The organism is Cohnella sp. CFH 77786 (assembly GCF_019400745.1).
GTDB lineage: Bacteria > Bacillota > Bacilli > Paenibacillales > Paenibacillaceae > Cohnella.
This window is the reverse complement of the sequence record NZ_WJIB01000001.1, coordinates 203,746-225,813: the sequence shown is the minus strand read 5'-3', so window position 1 is coordinate 225,813 and position 22,068 is coordinate 203,746. Positions and strand designations below refer to the sequence as shown.

Below are 22,068 nucleotides of genomic sequence, written 5' to 3'. Positions count from 1 at the left end.
CACATGGCATCGGTCGCATTGGTAACGGACAGCACCGCGGACATTCCGCGCGAACTGCGGGATCGGCTCGGCATTTCCATGGTGCCGCTGAAGGTCATGTTCGGGAGCGAAACCTATCTGGACAATATCGAGCTTCAGCCGGACGAATTCTATCAGAAGCTGACCCGTTCGCAAGCTCTGCCGACCACATCCCAGCCTTCGCCCGCCGATTTTTACGATGTCTTCAAAAAATTGACCGACGAAGGGCGTTCTGTCGTATCCGTGCACTTGTCCGGCGCTTTCAGCGGCACCTATCAATCGGCGGTCATCGCGAAATCGATGTTCGAGGACGGGGCGGACATCACCGTGATCGACTCCTGTTCGGCCTCTTACGGTTACGGCCATATCGTGGTGGCTGCCGCCGAGCTTGCGGCCCGGGGCGCTGCCGCGGAGGAAGTCGTCGCGGAGGTGCATCGGCTGCGCCGGGCCATGCGCCTGTACGTCCTCGTGGATACGCTGGAATATTTGCAGAAAGGCGGCCGGATCGGCAAGGCGGCGGCTTTGGTCGGCTCGCTGCTGAACATTAAGCCGATTCTGACCATCGACGATGGCGGCGTCATTACCTCGGTCGACAAGGTGCGTGGACAGAAACGAGCGATGGCGCGGATCGCCGAGCTTCTCGAAGCGAATTTGGGCAGCCGCCCCATTAACCTCATGATCGCGCTCACGCCGGGATTCGACGAGACCGCCAAAGAACTGTCGGCGCTGCTCAAGCAACGTTTCGACGTCCGTTCTTACTTGGAGACGGCCATCGGACCCGTCGTCGGCACGCACGCCGGGCCGGGAACCGTAGGCGTGTTCGTGACCCCGGCATGATGAACGATATATTCGCCATTCCCGTGGAACGGCTTCAAGGCGTGGGCACCTCGAAAGCGGGGGAGCTTCACGCCTTGGGCATTTCCACGGTCGGAGATCTGATCGATTATTATCCGTTCCGGTACGAGGATTACCGTGTCCGCCCCCTTCATGAGGCGAAGGACGGCGAAAAAATCACGGTGCAGGGGACGATCGCGTCCATGCCTTCCCTGCAGCGCTACGGCCGCAAATCGCGGCTTACGGTGCGAGTGACGGTAGAGGGGCTGCTGCTGACGGCGGTTTGGTTCAACCGCGCCTTCCTACAGGAGCATTTGACGATCGGCCGTGACATTACGCTCACCGGCAAATGGGAGCAGAGACGGCGGCAGATCACCGTGGCCGAGTCGGAATTCCCGGACCGCGGCGCGGCCAAATCGGGGACGCTTCAGCCGGTTTATTCCGTCGGCGGCGGCATCACGCAGTCCTGGATGCGCAAAACGATCGACCGGGCCTTGAACCAGTACGGGGCCCTGATTCCGGAGCTGCTGCCGGCGGAGCTCGTCTCCCGCCATGACTTGATGCCGCGCCGGGAAGCCGTCATGCGGATCCATCGGCCCGAGAACACGCACGAGGGGCAGGAAGCGCGCCGGCGCATGGTGTATGAAGAGCTGTTCCTGTTCCAGATGAAGCTTCAGGCTTACCGCGCGGCGAACCGCAAACAGCCGGACGGGATCGCCCACCGCGTGAACAACGAGGAGATCCGCGCTTTCGTGGGCGGCCTGCCTTTCGAGCTGACCGAGTCGCAGAAGCAGGTGCTGAACGAAATCCTGCTCGACATGAAACGTCCGTACGCGATGAACCGGCTGCTGCAGGGCGACGTGGGCGCGGGCAAAACGGTCGTCGCCGCCGTGGCGCTTTACGCGGCCGTGCGGGACGGTAACCAGGGCGCCTTGATGGTGCCGACGGAAATATTGGCCGAGCAGCATGCCCGCTCCTTGGACAAGCTGTTCGAGCCGCACGGCATCCAGGTCGGGCTGCTGACGGGAAGCCTGACGGAGCGCAAACGCCGCGACGTCATCGCGTCGTTGCAGATGGGCCTCCTCGACATCGTCGTCGGTACGCATGCCCTCATTCAGGAGGATGTCTATTTTCGCCGGTTGGGTCTCGTCGTCATGGACGAGCAGCATCGCTTCGGCGTCAACCAGCGCAGCATTCTCCGCCGGAAGGGGATGAACCCCGACGTCCTGACGATGACGGCGACCCCGATTCCGCGGACGCTCGCGATCACCGTATTCGGAGATCTGGACGTGTCCACGCTACGGGAGCGTCCCAAGGGACGCAAGCCGATCAAGACGTACTGGGTGAAGCATGAAATGATGGATCGGGTGCTCGGGTTTATCCGGAGGGAGGCTGACGCCGGACGTCAGACGTTCTTCATCTGTCCGCTGATCGAAGAGTCGGAGAAGCTCGACGTGCAGAACGCCATCGATCTGCATGCGCAACTGCGCCAGGCGCTTCCGCGGCTGTCGATCGGGCTTCTGCACGGCCGGATGACGCCGGCGGAGAAAGAGGCGGCGATGGGCGCGTTCGCGGCGGGCGAGACGCACGTTCTCGTGTCCACCACCGTGATCGAGGTCGGGGTGGACGTGCCGAACGCGACGCTCATGATCGTGATGGATGCGGAGCGGTTCGGCCTGTCCCAGCTGCATCAGCTGCGCGGGAGGGTCGGGCGCGGCGAACATCAGTCGTACTGCGTGCTCATTGCCGACCCGAAATCGGAGACCGGCCAGGAGCGGATGAAGGCGATGACCGAAACCGACGACGGCTTCGAAATCGCGAGGCGCGACTTGGAGCTTCGGGGTCCCGGCGATTTCTTCGGCACGAAGCAAAGCGGCATGCCGGAGTTCCGCCTCGCGAACCTGCTGAACGATTTCGCCGTGCTGGAGCAGGCCCGCGACGACGCTGCGGAGCTGACGGCGAAGGAGGATTTCTGGACTTCGGCGGCTTACGCCCGGCTGCGGGAATACTTGCTTCGGGAGGCCCGGCTGCAGGGGGAGCCTCTGGATTGAGGGTGTGAGCCTTGGCCTTATGGGTCAAGGCTTTTTCGTCTCGCTTTTTGCAAGGCTCGAACTTCTGTTATTCCGAAGTAAGCGGGAAGAGGAGGAAAGGAAATTTCATCAGCCCTCGTGTAATAATAACTTACATCACACATACAAAACACTGCGTATCGAGCATAATAAATAAAATTATGTAATATATATTGACACATAAAAGGGGTTTGTGTACAATTACCTCAACCCAATTGAATAACGTTCGGTTTTCTAGGGTTCCGCGGCGGGATTTCGCTTTCCAACGCCGGTCTGGTCCAAGAGAAAACGCACGTGCGGCAAGCGCGTGTACACGGAGGGACAAAAGCCCGGGAGGATATCCGCAACGATATCTTTCCGGGCTTTTATTTTTCGGGAACAATCGTGTCCCAGAACCTGAAAACAAAGATAAGGGAGCGATGATGGGGATGACAAGAAAAAAGCGGATTTTGACTCTTCTGTCGGTTGTGCTGCTAATCTCCTTGCTGGCAAGCGGATGCGGCGGCGGGAAAGGGCAGTCGTCCGGAGGCGGCTCCGGTTCGTCGGACCCGATCAAGCTGGCGCTTAGTCCTTGGCCGGGCTGGTTCGTCTGGTATCTCGTCAAGGAAAAGGGCTTTTTCGAGAAAAACGGCGTGAATGTGGAGCTCGTCTGGTTTCCGGTGTACAGCGATTCGCTGTCCGCGCTCGCCACGGGCCAGGTGGACGCAAACAGCCAAACGCTCAGCGATACGATCGCGCCGGCCAGCAAGGGCATCAAGCTGAAAGCCGTGCTGGTCAACGATAATTCGAACGGCGGGGACGGGATCGTCGTAAAACCGGAAATCGGGTCTCTGGCCGACCTCAAGGGCAAGAAGATCGCGACGGAGCTCGGGACGGTCGATCACCTCCTTATGCTGACGGGCCTGCAAAAATCGGGTCTGACCGAAAAGGACGTCAATTTCACGAACATGACGGTCAACGATGCGGGACCGGCGTTTATCTCCGGCAACCTCGACGCCGCCGTGCTGTGGGAGCCCTTCCTCAGCAAAGCCGTTAGCGAAGGGAAAGGTAAGCTGCTGTTTTCGTCGGCGGACACGCCCGGACTCATTCCCGACCTTCTCGTCTTCAAGGAGGAAATCGCCAAGGAGCGGCCGAACGACGTCAAAAAAATCATTCAAGCCTGGTACGACGGGCTCGATTATTGGAAAGCCCATCCCGACGAATCTCTCGCGATCATGGCGAAGGCCGCAGAGACGCCGGTCGAGGAATACAAGAAAAGCGTCGACAGCGTCAAAATCTTCACCCTCGAAGACACGCTTAAGGCATTCGGCGACCAGCAGGATTACACTTCGCTCGCTTACACCGGCAAAACGACGGCGCAATTCTTGAAGGACGTCGGCATGGTATCGCAAGTGCCGGATTTGACGGACGTGCTGGACGGACATTTCGTAGAGGAAGTCGCCAAGGAAAGAAACCCATAAGCGAGCGGAGGCCTGCATCATGAAAAAGCGATCATCCATCCTGCAAATCCGCGGAGAAATCGGCCGGGGCTGGTACTTGGGGGGCGTCGCCGGCACCTTCGTTATCGTGCTTGCGCTGTGGAGCGCGGCGAGCTGGGGAGGATGGGTGGAGCGGACGTTCCTCCCCACGCCGCTGCAGGTGCTGGAGCAGTTCGGCAACCAGATCGTAAGCCCCGAATTTTGGAATCACGTCGGCATCAGCATTTCCCGCGTCTCGATCGGATTCCTGCTGGCGTGCTTGGTCGGTATTCCGATCGGGATCTTCGCGGGGACGTTCCGGTTCGCGGAAGCGGTCGTGCTCCCGCAATCCGAATTCATCCGCTACATGCCCGCTACCGCGTTCGTGCCGCTGATCATGGTTTGGGCGGGTATCGGGGAGATGGCGAAAATTTGGGTCATTTTTCTCGGCTGCATTTTCCAGATCATCCTGATGGTGGCGGACAACGTGCGTTCGGTTTCGGGCGAGCTGCTCCAGGTCTCATACACGCTTGGGGCCACCAGACGGCAAGCGATCCAGCAAGTGCTGCTGCGCGCGGTCATGCCGGATCTGATGAACACGATGCGGATGATGATCGGTTGGGCTTGGACGTATCTCGTCGTCGCGGAGCTCGTGGCAGCCAGCAGCGGACTCGGGTTTTCGATTCTGAAGGCCCAGCGGTTCCTGAATACGGACGTCATCTTCGTCGGCATTATCACGATCGGCTTGCTCGGGTTGTTGACGGACCGCGCTTTCGCCATTTGCCACAAACGCTTTTTCCCCTGGCTGGAAGGAGGCCGATAACATGCTGTCCGCCGCGAGAATCACATTGACGGACGCGGAACCCGCGAAGCTCAAGATCAGCGGAGAAAGCGTCAGCAAAATGTACCGCTCCAAAAACAAGCAATTGCTCGCGCTCGACCGGGTATCGTTTCAAGTTTTCGAAAATGACTTTGTCAGCTTCGTCGGCCCGTCGGGTTGCGGGAAGTCCACGCTTCTGCGCATTCTCGCGGGGCTGGAGGAGGCGAGCGACGGAACGGTTCTCGTCTCCGGCCGCACGATCGAAGGTCCCGGCGCCGACCGCGGCATGGTCTTCCAGTCATATACGTTGTTCCCTTGGTTAACCGTCCGGGAAAACATCGAGTTCGGAATGACCCTCAAGAATGTGCCGCTGTTCGAGAAACGCGCCGTTTCGGACCGGTTCATGGAGCTCGTCGGGCTGACGAAATTCGCCAAATCGTTTCCGAAAGAGCTGTCGGGCGGGATGAAGCAGCGGGTCGCGATCGCGCGGGCGTTGGCGGCGAATCCCGAAGTGCTGCTCATGGACGAACCGTTCGGGGCGCTCGATCCCCAGACGAAGGAAGCCATGCAAACGATGCTTGTGGACATCTGGCAGAAAGAAAAGACGACGATCGTGTTCATTACCCATGATATCGAAGAGGCGGTGTTCTTGTCGGAGCGGGTGTACGTGATGGATCCAAATCCCGGCAGAATCCGCGCCGAGATCGCGATTCCGGAGGATATCAAGCGCCACCCCGACGGACGGGACGCAGAGCCGTTCCTGAAATTGAAGAAGCAGATCGTGTCCATGATCGGGCACCATCACGATTGAACATAATCGAATATCGGTTGACCGGGCTGCCTTTAAGCCTTGTCAACGCCAATGCTGTCTAGGGTTCCGCCGCCCCGAACCGGGGCGGGACTGGTCCGAGAGACGGCGTACGGTCTTTCGCGGCTTGCGGGACGGCCGTATAACACGGAAGGACAAAAGCCTGGGAGAACGCAAAGTATCTCGGGCTTTTTCTTATCTTGCGGGAGGGACGAAGATGGAGGTCATTTGGAGCAAAACGTTAGAGCCCGGCGGTAAATGGTCGGGGACGGTCGGAAGGGGAAAGCGGATCCGATTTACGGCGCTTGGAGAAGGGGCGAACGTATCCCTGCTGATGTTCAACGCGAAGGATCTGACGGAACACTACAATATGCCGGATACGCTGAAGGCGCAGCACACCTCGCATTTGACGAAAGGGAACGTGCTTATGAGCGATAACGGCCGGGCCATGGCCGGTTTCGTGGACGACAACCTGGGCTGGCACGATCCGCTTGGCGGGTACACGACCCGGGAGCTGACGGACGCCCGATACGGCGTCACCACGTACCAGGAACTTCGCAACGGTTGGCTGCGCAGCGGGCAGGAAAACCTGGTCACGGAGCTTGTCCGGAACGGACTCGGGGCACGCGATTTGTCGCCGGTTGTCAATTTGTTCTCGAAGGTGGTCTGCGACGCGGCGGGCAACATGCAATTTGCCGCCGGCCACTGTCCCTCCGGTGCCGCGGTGACGCTTCGTACGGAAATGGATGTGCTTCTGGTGCTTTCGAACACGCCGAATCCGCTTGATCCAAGCCGGGCGTATCCATCCGTCCCGGTCAGAATCGAAGCGAGGGAGGCAGAGCCGGTCTGCGGCGACGACGTTTGCGTCAATCATCGGCCGGAAAACCGCCGCGCCTATGAGAATACCTGGGAATATTACGCGCTCTTGGGCCGATAGGCGGGCCGCAATCTACGACAAGGAGGATGATGAAGATGACCGCATTCCATAGGGTGGAAAGCCCGCGCCGCGCCGAAGATGCCATCTACGATATGACGGTTCCGGCAGGCGACGGCTGGATGTACGACCTGCTGCCGGGCCAGGTGCTGCGAATCGTGGACGTAGAAGGCAACCAGGCGGCGGATACGCTTTTTTATGACGCCGATCATCCGGAAGACCACTACAGCGCCATGGCGACGATCGCCGGACAGCGCAACATTTATTTGACGACGGGCTCAGTGCTTCGTGCCGAATCGGGCAAAGCGCTGCTGGAAATCGTGGCCGACACGTGCGGCCGGCACGATACGCTGGGCGGCTCCTGCTCGGCGCAAAGCAACACGGTGCGCTATGCGCATGAGAAACTGCACATGCACAACTGCCGCGATACGTTCATGCTGCAGTTGGCCAAACGGGACGGCGGCTTCACGAAGCGCGATTTGGCGCCGAACGTCAATTTTTTCATGAACGTGCCCGTCACGCCGGACGGCGGCCTGACGTTCGCCGACGGGGTATCCGGGCCCGGCTGCTACGTGGAAATGCGCTCGCTGTGCCGCACGATCGTGCTCATAAGCAATTGCCCGCAACTGAACAATCCGTGCAACGCCTACAATCCGACGCCGATCCGCCTTCTCATCTGGGATTCGTAAGGCGTTCGCGACATCCGCGAGGAGGGACCGCATGTTCACAAAAGTGCTTATCGCCAACCGGGGGGCGATCGCCGTCCGCATCGAACGGACGCTCCGCAAGCTGGGGATCGCTTCGGTCGCCGTCTATACGAAGGCCGATCAGGACAGCCTCCATGTGGATCTTGCCGACGAGGCGGTGCTCATCGGAGAAGGTCCGGCCAAGGAAAGCTATTTGAACGCGGAGCTTATTATGAAAACCGCGGTGGAGACGGGCGCGCAGGCCATCCATCCGGGATACGGCTTCCTGAGCGAAAACGCCGGATTCGCGCGCGCGTGCCGGGAACGGGGGATCGTCTTCATCGGTCCGGCGCCGGAGCAGATGGAAGCTTTCGGCCTTAAGCATTCCGCGCGGGAAATCGCGAAGCAAGCCGGAGTTCCGCTGCTGCCGGGAACCGCGCTGATCGCTGAATTGGCGGAAGCGGTCCGCGAGGCGGCAGACATCGGTTATCCGGTCATCCTGAAAAGCACTGCTGGCGGAGGCGGCATCGGCATGCGCGTATGCGCGGACGAGAACGAGCTTCGCGAAGCCTACGAGGCCGTCCGCCACTTGGCCGAAACGAATTTCAAAAACGGCGGCGTGTTTCTGGAAAAATACATCGCGAAGGCACGCCACGTCGAAGTGCAAATCTTCGGCAACCGGTTCGGGGAAGTCGTCGCGCTGGGCGAGCGCGACTGCTCCATCCAGCGCCGCAACCAGAAGGTGGTGGAGGAAAGCCCGGCTCCGAATTTGCCTTCCGGCGTCCGCGCTGCCATGTCCGCGGCTGCCGTAAGGCTGGCGGAGGCGGCCGGTTACCGGAGCGCGGGCACGGTGGAATTCCTGTACGATCCGCAAACTTGCGAGTTTTATTTCCTGGAAGTCAACACGCGGCTGCAGGTCGAGCATGGCGTAACGGAGGAAGTGCTCGGCATCGATCTGGTCGAATGGATGGTGCGGGAGGCCGAAGGCGGGCTCCGCGATCTGCGGTCGCTCGTCCGCGAACCGGAAGGCCATAGCATCCAGGCGCGGATTTACGCGGAAGATTGCCTGCAGCAATTCCGTCCGAGCGCGGGACAGCTGGACCGCGCCGTGTTCTCGGAATCCTCGAGAAACGAGACGTGGGTGCGGGACGGCGTCACCGTTACGACGCTGTACGACCCGATGCTGGCGAAGATAATCGTTCGCGGAGCGGATCGGGCCGACGCGATCGCCAAGCTGCTGCAAGCGCTGGAGGAGACGCGCTTCTACGGCTTGACCACCAACCTTCAATATCTGCAGGCTTTGTTGGACGATCCGGGGGTGAGGGAAGGAAACGTCCATACCCGGCTGCTCGCCGGCTTCGAGCCAGCGGAACACGCGCTGGAGGTGCTGGACGGCGGCGTGCAGACGACCGTCCAGGATTGGCCTGGGAGGACTGGCTACTGGGATGTCGGCGTCCCTCCGAGCGGTCCGATGGATCCGCTCTCCTTCCGGATCGGCAATAAGCTGCTCGGCAACGACGATTCCGCGAGCGGCCTTGAGCTGACGCTTCGGGGCGGCTCTTTCCGGTTCCGGAACGACATGTGGTTCTGCCTGACCGGGGCCGACATGGAGGCGACGCTTGACGAACGGCCGGTACCGCTCTATGAACCGGTTCGTGCGGGCAGAGGCCAAGTGCTGAGCCTCGGCGAGGCGAAGACAGGGATGCGGGCTTACCTGCTCGTTGCCGGAGGATTCGACATGCCGCTCAACCTTGGCAGCGCGTCGACCTTTACGCTCGGCGGCTTCGGCGGCCACGGCGGACGGGCGCTCCGGCCCGGAGACGTGCTGGCGGTTCGCGAAGCGGTAGAACCGGCGCGGCTGGAAGCGCTCGCCGCTGCGCACCGACCGATGCTGCTCCCGAACTGGACGGTCGGTGTCATCCCGGGCCCGCACTGCACGACGGAATTCCTTCGGCCCGAATATTTGGCGCAGTTGACGGAAACGGAATGGGAGGTGCATTTCAACAGCTCACGCACCGGCGTGCGGCTGGTTGGACCCGCGCCGTTGTGGGCCCGGGAGGATGGCGGCGAAGCCGGCCTTCACCCGTCCAACATTCACGACAACGCCTATGCGGTCGGCGCCCTGGACTTGACCGGCGACATGCCGATCTTGCTCGGACCCGACGGTCCGAGCCTCGGCGGATTCGTCTGCCCGGCGACGACGGCTTCGGCGGAGTTTTGGAAACTCGGCCAGCTCCGTCCCGGCGACAAAATCCGTTTCCGCCTTCTGACGCTGGAGGACGCGGAAGCGCTCAGACGCCAGCAGGAGGAAGGCCTGAAAGCGATCGAAAACGGCGCGCGGCAAATCTCCGCGATCCCCCGGCTGCCCGAGGCGCGGCTGCTCGAACCCGGCTATCCGGTGCTGGCGCGGGAAGAGGGGAACCGCAGATTCGCGATTACGGTCCGCTGCAGCGGCGACCGGAATCTGCTCGTCGAATACGGCGAGCCGAAGCTCGATTTGCTGCTCCGTTTCCAAGTGCATGCGCTGATGCAGGCGATCCGGGAAAGCGGGGACATTCCGGCGCTGGATTTGACGCCCGGTATCCGCTCCCTGCAAATCCATATCGACCCTTCGAAGACAACCGTACAAGAGGCGTGCCTCAAAGTGATGGAGATCGACGCGAAGCTGCCGCCGTTGGAATCTTATCGGGTGCCGTCACGGATCGTGCGCCTGCCTTTATCGTGGGATGACCCGGCCACGCAGCTTGCGATCGAACGCTACCAGCAGAACGTGCGCCCCGACGCGCCGTGGTGCCCGAGCAACATCGAATTCATCCGGCGCATCAACGGGCTGGACAGCGTGGACGAAGTGAAAAAAATCGTTTACGACGCGAATTATCTCGTGCTCGGTTTGGGGGACGTCTATCTGGGCGCGCCGGTGGCGACGCCGACCGACCCCCGCCATCGCCTCGTCACGACGAAGTACAATCCCGCGCGCACTTGGACGCCGGAAAATGCCGTCGGGATCGGAGGCGCTTATATGTGCGTGTACGGCATGGAAGGACCGGGCGGCTATCAGTTCGTCGGCCGGACGATCCAGATGTGGAACCGCCTTCGCCAGACGGAAAGCTTCCGGGATGGCAAGCCGTGGCTGCTGCGCTTTTTCGATCAGATCCGGTTTTATCCGGTCGAGGCGGACGAACTGCTCAAGCTGCGCGAAGATTTCCTGCGCGGTCGGTTCGAGGCGGAAGTCACGGAAACTTCGTTCGACTTGGGGGAGTACTTGGCCTTTCTGGAGTCGGTCGAAGACAGCGCGGAATCGTTCCGGTATCGGCAAAGAGCGGCTTTCGAAGCGGAACGGGAAAGCTGGAAGGCCCTCGGTCTTGCGGAATACGTATCCGAGCAGGAACCGGCGCAAACCGGGGAAGAGGCGGAGCTCCACTCGGACGCGGTCGCGGTTCGCGGCGCCATGCCCGGGAGCGTTTGGAAGGTGCTGATCGAACCGGGCCAGCGGGTGAAGAAGGGCGACAAGCTGGCGATTCTGGAAAGCATGAAAATGGAGTTTTTGCAGCTGGCCCCGTGCGACGGCGTCGTGTCTTCCGTCCATGTGAGACCCGGCGATCAGGTTCACGCGGGCCAGCTTCTGGCAGGAATCGCGAAGGAATCCGAAGTGGAGGTGGAGAGCGCATGACCAGATCAACCGCCGCGGTTCCGCAGTTGCTGACGATCGGGGGCTTGCGGGAGCTGTACAAGAAAGGGGAATTGACACCGGCGGACGTCGTCGCCGAAATCGTAAGCCGGGCAGAGTCGGACGCGGAAATGAACATTTGGATCACGCCTCCGTCCCTGGAGGCGCTCCGTCCCTATCTGGAACGGATCGCTTCCCTGGATCCGGAGAGCCTGCCGCTGTGGGGCATCCCGTTCGCGGTCAAAGACAATATCGATTTGGCCGGTATTCCCACGACGGCCGCATGCCCGGATTACGCCTACACGCCGGACCATCATGCGGCTGTGGTGGAGCGGCTCATCGCAGCCGGGGCGATTCCGCTCGGGAAAACGAATCTAGACCAATTCGCGACCGGCCTTGTCGGGACGCGAAGCCCGTTCGGCGAAACGCATAACTCGCTGCGCGGCGAGCTGATCAGCGGCGGCTCCAGCTCCGGCTCCGCCGTATCGGTGGCCCGCGGGCATGCCGCATTCGCGCTCGGCACGGATACCGCGGGATCGGGACGCGTGCCGGCTGCGCTAAACCGGCTTGTCGGCTATAAGCCGAGCCTTGGTGCCTGGCCGACTTTGGGCGTCGTTCCCGCCTGCGCGAGCCTGGATTGCGTGACGGTATTTGCGTGCGAACTGGAGGATGCGATGCGGGTGGACGGTGTTGCCCGCGGTTATCATGCCGACGATCCTTGGTCGAGGTGTTTGCCGAACCCTGCCGCCGGCAAAAACGGCCCCCGTAAACTGCTTCTGCCCCGGGATTCCATCGCGTTCTATGGGCCTTTCGCCGAGGATTACAAAGCTGCATGGGAGGCGGCCGTTGCGCGCCTGGGGCGGCTGAACATCCCGATCGAATTTGTCGACTGCGAACCGTTCGAGGAAGCGGCGGCCTTGCTGTATGAAGGGCCGTGGATCGCTGAACGCTGGGCCGCGCTGGGCGGCTTCATCGGCCCGCATCCGGGTTCGGCCTTGCCGGTGACGGAGCGGATACTCCGCTCGGGCAATTCCGCGGAGCATACGGCGGCCTCGCTCTTTCAGGCGATGCACCGGCTGCAGGCGCTTAGGCTGGAAACGCGGAAACGGCTCGACGGCGCGGTGCTCGCCATGCCGACGTGCGGCGGCACGTGGACGCGCGAGCAGGTTCGGCAGAATCCCGTCGGAACGAACCGGGATATGGGCCGCTATACGAACCATTGCAACCTGCTCGATTTATGCGCGGTCGCCGTGCCCGGGAACGATGCGGCGCCGGAGCTTCCGTTCGGCATCACGCTGTTCGCCCTCGCGGAGAACGAGAGCTATCTGTGGAGCGCTGCGGAATCTTTCTTGAACGCTCCCCCTTCGCCGCCGACGGAAACGACGCTGGTTGCCGTGTGCGGACTGCACATGCGCGGCTATCCGTTGGAACAGCAGATGCGCGAGCATGGCGCCCGGTTCGTGCGGGAGGATGCGACCGCTCCCCGATACCGGCTGTATCGGTTGCCGACCGTTCCGGCGAAACCGGGCCTCATCAAGCAGCCGGGGGGAGGCGCCTCGATCGAGCTGGAGGTGTGGGAAATGCCGAAAGCCGCCTTCGGGGCGTTCGCCGCCGCCATTCCCGCGCCCCTTGGGATCGGGAAGGTAGAGCTGCGGGACGGTTCCGAGCTGCCGGGTTTCGTCTGCGAAGCGTATGCAGCAGCCGGTTCGGAAGACGTGACGTCCTTCGGAGGGTGGCGGTACGTCCCGGAGGAAGCCGCCCGCTCCTCGGGACGAACGGAACCTTAATCCCGCGAGGGACGGTTCGCCGATCCGCTGCCGCATCTCCGCTTTTGCCCCGATCATCTTCCGCACTCATCCGGCATAAGATGAACGGAAGTCATGGCGGAAAGGGCGGGGAAACGGCCATGAACGCAAGCTGGCAAAAATACGGCATCCAACCGCAATTGGTGGAACGCGTCAAGCTGAAAATGAAAAATCCGGTCATCAAGGACCGGATCAAGGCATTGCTGGACGGAGTCACGAAGTACGATCTCCAGGATCGGGCCAAGGTGCGCCAGCTGGTGAAAACGGCTGCGCGCATCCTGAACGAACCGCTGACGGACATTCAGGAAGAGCAGCTCGTGGCCTTCGTGCTGGCGCAGAAAATCGACCCGAACAACACGCTGCATCTCATCAAGCTGTGGGCCATGTTTCGGTAATCTTGCATTCTAGCATAAGCTTGTCCTCTCGGGAGACAGCGTCCGCGCTGTCTCTTTGTCATGCTGACGGGAAGCCGCCGGCTCGGTCAACTTCCCACCCTCTCCAGGCACCCCGCGTCGTCGTTGGCGGGACTGCCGACGCGTTTGTCCACTTCGTAAGCTTCCATCTCGTCCGCCGGATAGGGAACAAGCAGATGCCTCAAGAGGCTCGGGTCCTGCACCTGCCGGTCCAGCCACAGCGCTTCGTCCTCCGGCCGCAGGATGACGGGCATCCGGTCGTGAATGCCGGCCATCAGCGCATTCGGCTCGGTCGTCACGATGGCGAACGAGCCGACTTTGCGCCCGTCCGGCGCCGTCCACGTCTCGTACAAGGCGGCCATGCTGAACATGCCCCCGCCCCGCAGCACGATCCGATAGGGGCGTTTCCCCCCTTTGCCGGGCTCGCTTTTCCACTCGTAGAAGCCGTCCGCGGGAACGAGGCACCGCTTGCGCCGGTAGGCGTCCCGGTAAGCCGGGCGTTCCTCCAGCGTTTCGGCGCGGGCGTTGATCAAACGGCTGCCGGCCTTCTCGTCTTCCGCCCACGGGGGGATGAGTCCCCACTTCAGCAGCCCCAGGCGGTTCCGCCGGCCGTCGTTCACGACAGCCGGAACCATCTGCGTCGGCGCCACGTTATAACGCGGCAGGTGGAACTCAGCCGCGGGCAGCTCGGCGAAATAGCGCAGCATCAGTTCTTCCAACGTGATGGTGATCGTATATCTTCCGCACATCCCGAACCCTCCGATCGAAACCCGTCTGATTCCGATTGTACCAGCTTCGGGACGCAGGGGAAAAGACGTGCGTAACCTTGCGGGGTCAGCTGTCCGGATCTTCGACGCCTTCTCACCGAGCCCAACTCGCGCAGACTCCGCAATTTGCCACTTGAATAGGAACATGCGTTCTGGATATAATAAGAATCACTCGGGGAACAAACGTTCGTTCGGAGGGGTTCGGGTGGCGGCCGGTAAACAACAAGAGCGCACGATCATGTTAATTGACGGTCAATCGTTTTACGCTTCGGTCGAGAAAGCCGCTCACCCGGAATATCGCGATAAGCCGGTAGCCGTCGGAGATCCCGAGCGAAGATCGGGAATCATTCTCGCGGCGTGCCCCGTCGCGAAAGCGCGCGGCGTCACGACCGCCGAACGCGTGGGGGAAGCGATCGCGAAGTGTCCGGATCTCATCGTCGTACGCCCCCGGATGCAGACCTACATTACAATCTCCCTCCTGATCACGGAAATATACGAATCCTTCACGGACTTGGTGGAGCCGTATTCGATCGACGAACAATTTCTCGACGTGACGGGGTCGCTGTCGCGGGGAGATGCCGGGGATCTTGCGCACCAGATCCAGACGAAAGTGCTTTTGTCTACGGGGGTATGGTCGCGGGTTGGCGTCGGCCCGTCGAAAATACTTGCCAAAATGGCAACCGACAACTTCGCCAAGAAGCGTCCGGACGGCATCTTCAAGCTGGGCAAAGGCAATCTCGAATCGGATTTATGGCCGCTTCCCGTACACCAAATGTTCATGGTCGGCAACCGCATGACGCACCATTTCCGGCGAATGGGCCTGCAAACCATCGGTGACATCGCGCGAACGGATCTTGGCGAGTTCAAGCGGAAGATGCGGCGGGAAATGGGGAAACAATCGGATATCCAAGCGGAATACTATTGGCAGACGGCGCGCGGCATCGATCCGAGTCCGGTTGTCGCATCGGTCCGCGGCGCTTTGAAATCGGTTAGCCACGGCAAAGCGTTGCGCGCGAGCCTTTACCGGAAATTAGCCGACATCGAAGTCGTTCTCCTCGAACTCGTCATCGAAGTCTGCCGCCGGGCGCGCCGCCTCGGCAAACAAGGCCGCGTCGTGGCGGTCGGGGCCGCGGAAACCGACGGGGAGCGAACGTTCTCGTTCGGGCGGCAAACGACGCTGCCGCATGCGACATCGCTGACGCACGAGGTGGCCGCTGCCGCGCGTAAATTGTTCGCTGAGCACTGGCGCGGGATGGCGATCAGCCGTCTCTTTATTTCCCTGACCCAACTTTCCGACGACGACGCGTACCAGCTCACGCTGTTCGAGGACCGCGCGTTGTTATACGACCTTGAGCGGGCCACGGATTCGATCAAGGACCGATTCGGCGATGCCGCGATCATGCGGGCATCCTCCTTGCTGGAGTCGGGCGTAGCGCGCGAGCGCGCAGCACAGATCGGAGGTCATTACCGGTGAGTAAACTTGAGGGCAACGTACGGTGGCAATCCAAGATGTTATTGACCGAGCATCAGGAGCAATATGAGTCGCGTCATGATGCGAAACCTGCAGGCAAGGCGACGCCGGAGGAACTAAGGATGATCCGGGATTACGTACTGCTCCCGCATCTATTGACCATCTTGCAAAAAAGCTTGGAAGAGGTTCAACATTCCCCGAACGTCCTGAAAAAGGTATTCGCCGCGTTGACGCAGCTGCTGATGAATCGAGTCACCAAGGATATGTACAACGTGAAGCGCGAACTGAGGCGGCGCAATATTAAAATCCTGAACGATGAGCAGGCTGATCTCGTTGTCTATCATCGCTACGTGTGCCGCGGGTACGAAGAGCGTTTCGGGATGGTACGCGAGGTCATGCGGTCGGAAATCAACGAAAGAGTCATCCATTATATCAACGAAATGTACGCGCTGCTCAAGGACTACGCGAAGTGAACTTCCGCACGGTGCGATCATCGGAAAGCCCCTCATTTCATCCATGAGGGGCTTTCCGTTTTCTCATCCAATTGTATTTTTACAGCGGGGCAAAGAAACAAGCAGGGGGAATGCATCCTTAATACGTTATAGAGGGGAGGGAATCTAGCAACTCCCCTATTCGTTAACGGGAGGTGTAAACTTATTGGCGGTATTGTCAACCGGACCAGTCGATAATAGCCCTGTTTCGACCGAACGGCTCCTTGTCAAGCTTGTGAATCGAGATGCAGTCAATGGCGCAACGGTTTTGATTCAGGGGTACCATTTAGACGGTTCAAGAACTTTATACGTGCTAGAACAATTCGCTATCGCTCCCAATGCCGTCATTACGAAGAATTACTTCGCTGCGTTTGCTGCTTATGAATTCGTCTTTACGACTGGCGGCCCAGCGGAAGCAAGCACGGAAATTTCGGTTTGGGGACTGAACGGAAATGGCGAAATCGTCAGCGCTCAACGGATTGTGGCTGACGAGGAATTAGGGACTTAAGGACCGTATCTTCACGGAAAGGAGGAATTGCCTGAATGGCGGTATTGTCAACCGGACCTGTAGCCAACAATCCTGTCGGCGGCGTACGACCTACGCAATTCGTCACGGTCAAAATCGATAACCGGAGTGCCGTAAATGCCTCGACGATCTTAATCGAAGGGTTCTTTTTAAACGGCGCCAGAACGATGTACGTGCAAGAATTGCTGGCCGTAGGGCCGAATCAGGTTATCACCCGAAACTATTTCGCAAATTTCGACGCTTGGGAATTTGTCTTCACCACAGGCGGAGCAGCAGAGGAAGAAACGCAAGTTTCCGTGTGGGGTAAAGACGCGAACGGTCAATTGGTGGCTGCCCATCGAATCCTGTCGGACGAGCTCCTGGGTACGGATGAAGGGCCGCAAGGACCTGTAGGACCGCAGGGCGACCAAGGACCTCAAGGAACTCAAGGACCTCAAGGAACTCAAGGACCTCAAGGAACTCAAGGACCTCAAGGCGACCAAGGACCGCAAGGCGACCAAGGCCCGCAAGGCGACCAAGGACCGCAAGGCGACCAAGGCCCGCAAGGCGACCAAGGCCCGCAAGGCGACCAAGGCCCGCAAGGCGATCAAGGACCGCAAGGCGACCAAGGACCGCAAGGCGACCAAGGACCGCAAGGCGACCAAGGCCCGCAAGGCGACCAAGGACCGCAAGGCGACCAAGGACCGCAAGGCGACCAAGGACCGCAAGGCGACCAAGGACCGCAAGGCGACCAAGGACCGCAAGGCGACCAAGGACCGCAAGGCGACCAAGGACCGCAAGGCGACCAAGGCCCGCAAGGCGACCAAGGCCCGCAAGGCGACCAAGGACCGCAAGGCGACCAAGGACCGCAAGGCGACCAAGGCCCGCAAGGCGACCAAGGCCCGCAAGGCGACCAAGGACCGCAAGGCGACCAAGGCCCGCAAGGCGACCAAGGACCGCAAGGCGACCAAGGACCTCAAGGCGACCAAGGACCTCAAGGAACTCAAGGACCTCAGGGCGATCAAGGACCGCAAGGCGACCAAGGACCTCAAGGAACTCAAGGACCTCAAGGCGACCAAGGACCTCAAGGAACTCAAGGACCTCAGGGCGATCAAGGACCTCAAGGCGACCAAGGACCTCAAGGAACTCAAGGACCTCAGGGCGAACAAGGACCTCAAGGCGACCAAGGACCTCAAGGAACTCAAGGACCTCAGGGCGACCAAGGACCTCAAGGAACTCAAGGACCTCAGGGCGACCAAGGACCGCAAGGACCTCAAGGCGACCAAGGACCTCAAGGAACTCAAGGACCTCAGGGCGAACAAGGACCGCAAGGACCTCAAGGCGACCAAGGACCTCAAGGAACTCAAGGACCGCAGGGCGAACAAGGACCTCAAGGACCTCAAGGCAACCAAGGACCTCAAGGACCTCAAGGCGACCAAGGACCTCAAGGAACTCAAGGACCGCAGGGCGAACAAGGACCTCAAGGACCGCAGGGCGAACAAGGACCTCAAGGACCTCAAGGCAACCAAGGACCTCAAGGACCGCAAGGTGACCAAGGACCTCAAGGAACTCAAGGACCTCAGGGCGAACAAGGACCGCAAGGACCTCAAGGCAACCAAGGACCTCAAGGACCGCAGGGCGACCAAGGACCTCAAGGAACTCAAGGACCTCAGGGCGAACAAGGACCGCAAGGACCTCAAGGAACTCAAGGACCGTAATCGAAGCTGTAACGAATCAAAAGAGGACCCGAAATTTGGGTCCTCTTTCTGTTTGCAGCGCGGCCAGCGAAGCACGTTTCTTCTAGCCGGTGAGTTCTGGGATGGTCCACCTCGACATCCAAGGTTCTTCGTAACAAAGAGAATGCGACCTTATACAGTGTAAGCGGACGAGATTGACTGGTACATCCGGTTAGGGCTGACGAAGGGGTACGCAAAGAAACGCCAGCGTAAACGCTGGCGCAGTTCCGGACACACGATGCAAGGTGGCTGCGTCAAAACCAAGTCCTTCACTCTAGCGGCATCACAACCACTTTCTCTTTACAGGAAGCTATGAATTTGGCATAGCTTATACATGCTTCCAAGGAGTCATTTTGCTCCATAGGCCACCATCGAATCGCTCCACGGGGCGCTTTGGAGGCATAGGTTTCGATTTTCGGCGGAATACGGCCAACCACCACAATTTCGGTTTTTTGAAAGTTCTCGTCCATGCTTTTTTGGAGGGTTCGATCTAACTGCCTATGATCCTCTTTCGCATCATACGGGATAGGGAAAAGGATCGACACTTTGGACGCATCCTCGTGAATCACATGGGCCGTTTTCCGGGAAGGAGCATCTCCTGAAGTTTCCCATATTCGGCAGAAGGGTAAAGGCTCCGGCAAACCAAGCTCCTTAAACCTCGCAAGTATTCTCGGATAATAGACACGGTAGATCTCCCCGATCAGGATCTGAATCTGTTTATTTCTAAGAAATGTGGTGTTGTTCCCTTGTTCATTGCGATATTGGATATATAATAAATCCGGTATCGCAGCGTATTTGGTACAGAGAAACGTCCGAACAAGCATGTCGTAATCATCCGCGACCAACAGCTCTTCCCGATGGCCTCCGATCAGATGGTAACAATCTCTTGTCCACGCGCGAGGATGATTCGGCAAACCGACCAGATGACGAATGGTACTCCCGTTAAGGGTCGTATGCCGCAGCGCATTCTGCCATCTGTTCATTTCATGGACCCAGACCCGGTAATAAAGACAATAGCCGAAACCGCAATTCCAACCATACCAATGAGCGTCATTGCTCCCTGCATACACCTCGGCACTATCCCCGTAAACGAATCCGCACTCGGGATTCTGCCTGAAGGCATCGACGATTTTCTGCAAGCAGTCCGAAGTCAGTTCGTCGTCATGATCGACCTCCACCAATATTTCCCCTGTGCATAGGCCGGCTGCATACCGTTTGATGGCGCCGATATAGCCGTTCCGGGAGTCTTGGCGGTATCGCCTCACCCGGCGATCTTCCAGGGGAAGCAAGTGCTGCTTATAGTTCTCGTCCTCGTCATCGGAGTCGTCGACAATGACCCATTCCCAATTCTCGTAGGTCTGCTTTAACAAGGATCGATAGGGCCTTTGGATTTTTTCTTTTGACCGGTAGCTCGCCGTGAACACGGACACCAGAGGGGTGCCGGAAGTAAAACGCGCCGGCGGAATCGCTTTATTCTCCGGGAGGGGGTCCGTTGCCCTGAGCCAGCAGAAAAACAAATGATGGGGCTGAATTTCGTCTGCCGTACGAAAGTGCAGCCAGCGTTTTTTCTCGTGAAAAGGCAGCCTGACCAGCGCCGGAAACTCCTCCCATTCTCCCCCCGCGGAGATGTAGACGTGCGGCGCTTTTGGCTGGCTGCGATCCGGCAGCGGGTCATCGGCTCCATACACCTCGACCGTCAAATGGTGTTCTTCCAGCTTCGTCACCAATGCCGTCAGGTCGTCTTTATCCATTGTTCCGGATACGAAAAGGTGGACCGTCAACAAGGGCGTCCTATCCGATGACATGATCATTCCCCTTTTGGCATCTGCGCAGGAGGCGCAAGCTTTCGTAATCGCAAACAAGCACAAATTCCCTGCTCTCGCATAGTTCGTCGACCGCTCTTCGAATATCCGGATAGATCGTGTAGTCATGAAAGGCTATATATCCTCCGCGGACAACTCTCGGAGCATATAACTCTATATCTCTTTTTACGCCCGAATAACTTTGGTCTCCATCTATATAAAGCGCGGATATTCTGGCAGGACAATCCTGTAGTGCCTCCTCGCTGAATTTTTTGATTGGCGTTACATAGTTGGCAAGCCAGAAACGGAGAATATTATTCTGAAACTCATTCCAATAGTCGACGTAATACCCGTTTGAAACAAAAGGATCAATGGCATAAATCGTTCGTTTCTTTTCGCTGATCCACTTGCTTCCGAGACCTAAGGCAACCGTGCTTCTCCCTTTATAGGAACCAATCTCGACAATCTCCCCATCCAAATGGTCGACGAGAGCCGGCAAATGCAGCAGGGCCGTTTGCTCCGCGGTCGTCAACCACCCGTAGACCGAATCGATGAACTGATACAATTGACTAATGGGAAATAGATGTTCCGTCATTTTCGGTCACCTCTGCCCGGAGCCCGTTATTTTCCAACGCTTTTTTTACGGCTTCCAAGTATTGAAATCCAAATTTTTTATCGGGTTCCAAATAAGTTCCCTCAGCCCACTCGTTCCAGGCATTAATAAACAACATATCACTGCCTATTTCCAAAGATTTTTTGATTTGTTTCGTTAAATAGAAAGAGAACTTCTCGGGAGATACGCCGGTGTAGATGAGCGGCTTATTCCCTCCCACCCGGGCGGAGTTATCCCAGTCCATGAACGCTCCCAAATAAGTTTTCGTGCGGGCCTTGTCCGCGTTTCTTTCCAATATAGAGCCCCAATATTTATCGTAATCCATGAGAATAAATTTTTGCTTATAGCCGTCAACAGCTCTGATCGAATGGATACCATTGGTTAGAAACATGGTGTATCCGGGCTCAAACTCGACGCGGGCATCGAAACCTTTCAGCTCGGGATTGTTGAATCTGTTTAAAGTTTGGATAAAGTAGATTCCATCAAGCCCATTTTCTACGGCTAATTTTCTCCAATACTCCAACATCTCTTCGTATTGGGGAATTTCGCTGGGACGGTAAATGAGGAAGATGGGTTTGTTATCTACTCGGATATATCTTTTATCTTTAAATACGGTCAGCAGGAAATCGAAATGTTCTTTCCAATCTTTTTCTTCCCCGTAATTTTGCTCTGCGAGCACTTCGTTATTTAAACCGCTCCATGTTCTTAACCACGGGTCGTTTGCCCAGGAAAGACAGAAGGGGAAATCGGGAGCCCCTATTTGAAGCACTGCATCCAACGGTTTATGAAGGAATCTTTTTCCCCTAAACCAGTAATGGTAATAACAGAATCCGTAAATACCGTATTTGCGCGCCATTTGTGCTTGCCATTCCCGGGCGGATTCGTCCGTTAAATCATAGTAATAGTCTTGGTACGGCTCTCGCGGCTGATCGTGTCCGGGAAACAGCGGCGTTGCTTTTCTTGTATTGGTCCAATCGGTAAATCCTTTTCCCCACCATCGATTATTTTCTTCGGTCTCATGAAATTGCGGCAAATAGAAAGCAATAAGCTTCAAAATTCTCTCTCCTTGTATGCCAAGAGCAGCTCCATTCGGGGTTGCTCTTCGATTTTTGTACCTTGATAACCGCATGCAAGGGTCCCGGTGCAGGAGGCAGCCCAAGCGAAGCGCGGGA

At 58.7% G+C, this 22,068-nt stretch carries 19 protein-coding genes and 2 riboswitches; of the genes, 14 read left to right on the top strand and 5 right to left on the bottom strand.

All coding sequences use genetic code 11. The annotated features are described in order from the left end of the window. The first annotated feature begins 3 nt into the window (after positions 1 to 3). The 10 genes from GE107_RS01085 (at position 4) to GE107_RS01040 (ending at position 13,493) form a co-directional block, all read left to right on the top strand. Positions 4 to 855 (top strand): DegV family protein, encoded by an 852-nt coding sequence (locus GE107_RS01085; RefSeq protein ID WP_219637608.1) that lies wholly within the window; start codon positions 4 to 6, stop codon positions 853 to 855. Further along, positions 852 to 2,903, top strand: a complete 2,052-nt coding sequence (gene recG, locus GE107_RS01080; RefSeq protein WP_219637606.1) for an ATP-dependent DNA helicase RecG — start codon at positions 852 to 854, stop codon at positions 2,901 to 2,903. Before GE107_RS01085 ends, recG begins: the two co-directional genes overlap by 4 nt. Positions 2,904 to 3,144: 241 nt before the next feature. Beyond that, a riboswitch (guanidine-I (ykkC/yxkD leader) is annotated at positions 3,145 to 3,259 on the top strand. Positions 3,260 to 3,349: 90 nt separating this feature from the next. Continuing rightward, on the top strand, positions 3,350 to 4,381 hold the full coding sequence (locus tag GE107_RS01075; RefSeq protein ID WP_255570077.1) for an ABC transporter substrate-binding protein: 1,032 nt from the start codon (positions 3,350 to 3,352) through the stop codon (positions 4,379 to 4,381). A gap of 19 nt (positions 4,382 to 4,400) precedes the next feature. Next, entirely contained in the window at positions 4,401 to 5,201 is an 801-nt protein-coding gene (locus GE107_RS01070) for an ABC transporter permease (RefSeq protein WP_219637602.1), read from the top strand. Between the two features lies 1 nt (position 5,202). Further along, positions 5,203 to 6,009, top strand: a complete 807-nt coding sequence (locus GE107_RS01065; protein ID WP_219637600.1) for an ABC transporter ATP-binding protein — start codon at positions 5,203 to 5,205, stop codon at positions 6,007 to 6,009. 47 nt (positions 6,010 to 6,056) lie between these two features. Continuing rightward, positions 6,057 to 6,178, top strand: a riboswitch (guanidine-I (ykkC/yxkD leader). A gap of 45 nt (positions 6,179 to 6,223) precedes the next feature. Beyond that, entirely contained in the window at positions 6,224 to 6,943 is a 720-nt protein-coding gene (locus GE107_RS01060; protein ID WP_219637598.1) for an urea amidolyase associated protein UAAP1, read from the top strand. A 35-nt stretch (positions 6,944 to 6,978) separates the two neighbouring features. Further along, a complete protein-coding gene (locus tag GE107_RS01055) occupies positions 6,979 to 7,629 on the top strand; it encodes an urea amidolyase associated protein UAAP2 (protein WP_219637596.1) in 651 nt (216 codons plus the stop codon). A 31-nt stretch (positions 7,630 to 7,660) separates the two neighbouring features. Next, positions 7,661 to 11,296, top strand: coding sequence for an urea carboxylase (gene uca, locus GE107_RS01050; protein WP_219637594.1), 3,636 nt, complete (start codon positions 7,661 to 7,663; stop codon positions 11,294 to 11,296). Continuing rightward, positions 11,293 to 13,080 carry an allophanate hydrolase gene (gene atzF, locus GE107_RS01045; RefSeq protein WP_219637592.1) on the top strand — a complete coding sequence of 596 codons (1,788 nt, stop codon included), beginning with the start codon at positions 11,293 to 11,295 and terminating at the stop codon, positions 13,078 to 13,080. Before uca ends, atzF begins: the two co-directional genes overlap by 4 nt. A 119-nt stretch (positions 13,081 to 13,199) precedes the next feature. Then, positions 13,200 to 13,493 (top strand): stage VI sporulation protein F, encoded by a 294-nt coding sequence (locus GE107_RS01040; protein ID WP_219637591.1) that lies wholly within the window; start codon positions 13,200 to 13,202, stop codon positions 13,491 to 13,493. 86 nt (positions 13,494 to 13,579) lie between these two features. On the opposite strand, the gene GE107_RS01035 is transcribed toward GE107_RS01040, so the two are convergent. Next, positions 13,580 to 14,260: an SOS response-associated peptidase gene (locus tag GE107_RS01035; protein WP_219637590.1), complete on the bottom strand. Its 681-nt coding sequence runs from the start codon at positions 14,258 to 14,260 to the stop codon at positions 13,580 to 13,582. A 256-nt stretch (positions 14,261 to 14,516) separates the two neighbouring features. Between GE107_RS01035 and GE107_RS01030 the strand changes: the two genes are divergently transcribed. The 3 genes from GE107_RS01030 (at position 14,517) to GE107_RS01020 (ending at position 16,748) form a co-directional block, all read left to right on the top strand. Further along, complete coding sequence (locus tag GE107_RS01030; protein WP_255570121.1) at positions 14,517 to 15,752, top strand: DNA polymerase IV; 1,236 nt, start codon at positions 14,517 to 14,519, stop codon at positions 15,750 to 15,752. Then, positions 15,749 to 16,222 carry a YhjD family protein gene (locus GE107_RS01025; protein WP_219637586.1) on the top strand — a complete coding sequence of 158 codons (474 nt, stop codon included), beginning with the start codon at positions 15,749 to 15,751 and terminating at the stop codon, positions 16,220 to 16,222. Before GE107_RS01030 ends, GE107_RS01025 begins: the two co-directional genes overlap by 4 nt. Positions 16,223 to 16,406: 184 nt before the next feature. Then, entirely contained in the window at positions 16,407 to 16,748 is a 342-nt protein-coding gene (locus GE107_RS01020) for a hypothetical protein (RefSeq protein ID WP_219637584.1), read from the top strand. A 167-nt stretch (positions 16,749 to 16,915) separates the two neighbouring features. Here GE107_RS01020 and GE107_RS01015 read toward each other — a convergent pair whose 3' ends face one another. Next, complete coding sequence (locus GE107_RS01015) at positions 16,916 to 17,797, bottom strand: hypothetical protein (RefSeq protein WP_219637582.1); 882 nt, start codon at positions 17,795 to 17,797, stop codon at positions 16,916 to 16,918. 496 nt (positions 17,798 to 18,293) lie between these two features. Here GE107_RS01015 and GE107_RS01010 point away from each other — a divergent pair, with 496 nt between their 5' ends. Further along, the gene (locus GE107_RS01010; RefSeq protein WP_219637581.1) at positions 18,294 to 18,626 is read left to right on the top strand and encodes a hypothetical protein; all 333 of its coding nucleotides are present in this window, start codon (positions 18,294 to 18,296) and stop codon (positions 18,624 to 18,626) included. Between the two features lie 124 nt (positions 18,627 to 18,750). Here GE107_RS01010 and GE107_RS01005 read toward each other — a convergent pair whose 3' ends face one another. Genes GE107_RS01005 through GE107_RS00995 form a run of 3 tightly spaced genes read right to left on the bottom strand, consistent with a single transcriptional unit; the run spans position 18,751 to position 21,950 of the window. Continuing rightward, a complete protein-coding gene (locus tag GE107_RS01005) occupies positions 18,751 to 20,286 on the bottom strand; it encodes a glycosyltransferase (RefSeq protein WP_219637580.1) in 1,536 nt (511 codons plus the stop codon). Beyond that, positions 20,273 to 20,878, bottom strand: coding sequence for a class I SAM-dependent methyltransferase (locus GE107_RS01000; RefSeq protein ID WP_219637579.1), 606 nt, complete (start codon positions 20,876 to 20,878; stop codon positions 20,273 to 20,275). Before GE107_RS01000 ends, GE107_RS01005 begins: the two co-directional genes overlap by 14 nt. Further along, positions 20,853 to 21,950 carry a glycosyltransferase WbsX family protein gene (locus tag GE107_RS00995; protein WP_219637578.1) on the bottom strand — a complete coding sequence of 366 codons (1,098 nt, stop codon included), beginning with the start codon at positions 21,948 to 21,950 and terminating at the stop codon, positions 20,853 to 20,855. Before GE107_RS00995 ends, GE107_RS01000 begins: the two co-directional genes overlap by 26 nt. Positions 21,951 to 22,068: the final 118 nt, after the last annotated feature.

What these genes read in the sequence shown, in the direction of transcription:
- GE107_RS01085 (WP_219637608.1), top strand. Translation starts at nt 4, where the DNA reads ATGGCATCGGTCGCATTGGTAACGGACAGCACCGCGGACATTCCGCGC.
- GE107_RS01005 (WP_219637580.1), bottom strand. Translation starts at nt 20,286, where the DNA reads ATGTCATCGGATAGGACGCCCTTGTTGACGGTCCACCTTTTCGTATCC.
- GE107_RS01070 (WP_219637602.1), top strand. Translation starts at nt 4,401, where the DNA reads ATGAAAAAGCGATCATCCATCCTGCAAATCCGCGGAGAAATCGGCCGG.
- GE107_RS01035 (WP_219637590.1), bottom strand. Translation starts at nt 14,260, where the DNA reads ATGTGCGGAAGATATACGATCACCATCACGTTGGAAGAACTGATGCTG.
- GE107_RS01040 (WP_219637591.1), top strand. Translation starts at nt 13,200, where the DNA reads ATGAACGCAAGCTGGCAAAAATACGGCATCCAACCGCAATTGGTGGAA.
- GE107_RS01060 (WP_219637598.1), top strand. Translation starts at nt 6,224, where the DNA reads ATGGAGGTCATTTGGAGCAAAACGTTAGAGCCCGGCGGTAAATGGTCG.
- GE107_RS01075 (WP_255570077.1), top strand. Translation starts at nt 3,350, where the DNA reads ATGACAAGAAAAAAGCGGATTTTGACTCTTCTGTCGGTTGTGCTGCTA.
- GE107_RS01065 (WP_219637600.1), top strand. Translation starts at nt 5,203, where the DNA reads ATGCTGTCCGCCGCGAGAATCACATTGACGGACGCGGAACCCGCGAAG.
- atzF (WP_219637592.1), top strand. Translation starts at nt 11,293, where the DNA reads ATGACCAGATCAACCGCCGCGGTTCCGCAGTTGCTGACGATCGGGGGC.
- GE107_RS01055 (WP_219637596.1), top strand. Translation starts at nt 6,979, where the DNA reads ATGACCGCATTCCATAGGGTGGAAAGCCCGCGCCGCGCCGAAGATGCC.
- GE107_RS01030 (WP_255570121.1), top strand. Translation starts at nt 14,517, where the DNA reads ATGTTAATTGACGGTCAATCGTTTTACGCTTCGGTCGAGAAAGCCGCT.
- recG (WP_219637606.1), top strand. Translation starts at nt 852, where the DNA reads ATGATGAACGATATATTCGCCATTCCCGTGGAACGGCTTCAAGGCGTG.
- uca (WP_219637594.1), top strand. Translation starts at nt 7,661, where the DNA reads ATGTTCACAAAAGTGCTTATCGCCAACCGGGGGGCGATCGCCGTCCGC.
- GE107_RS01000 (WP_219637579.1), bottom strand. Translation starts at nt 20,878, where the DNA reads ATGACGGAACATCTATTTCCCATTAGTCAATTGTATCAGTTCATCGAT.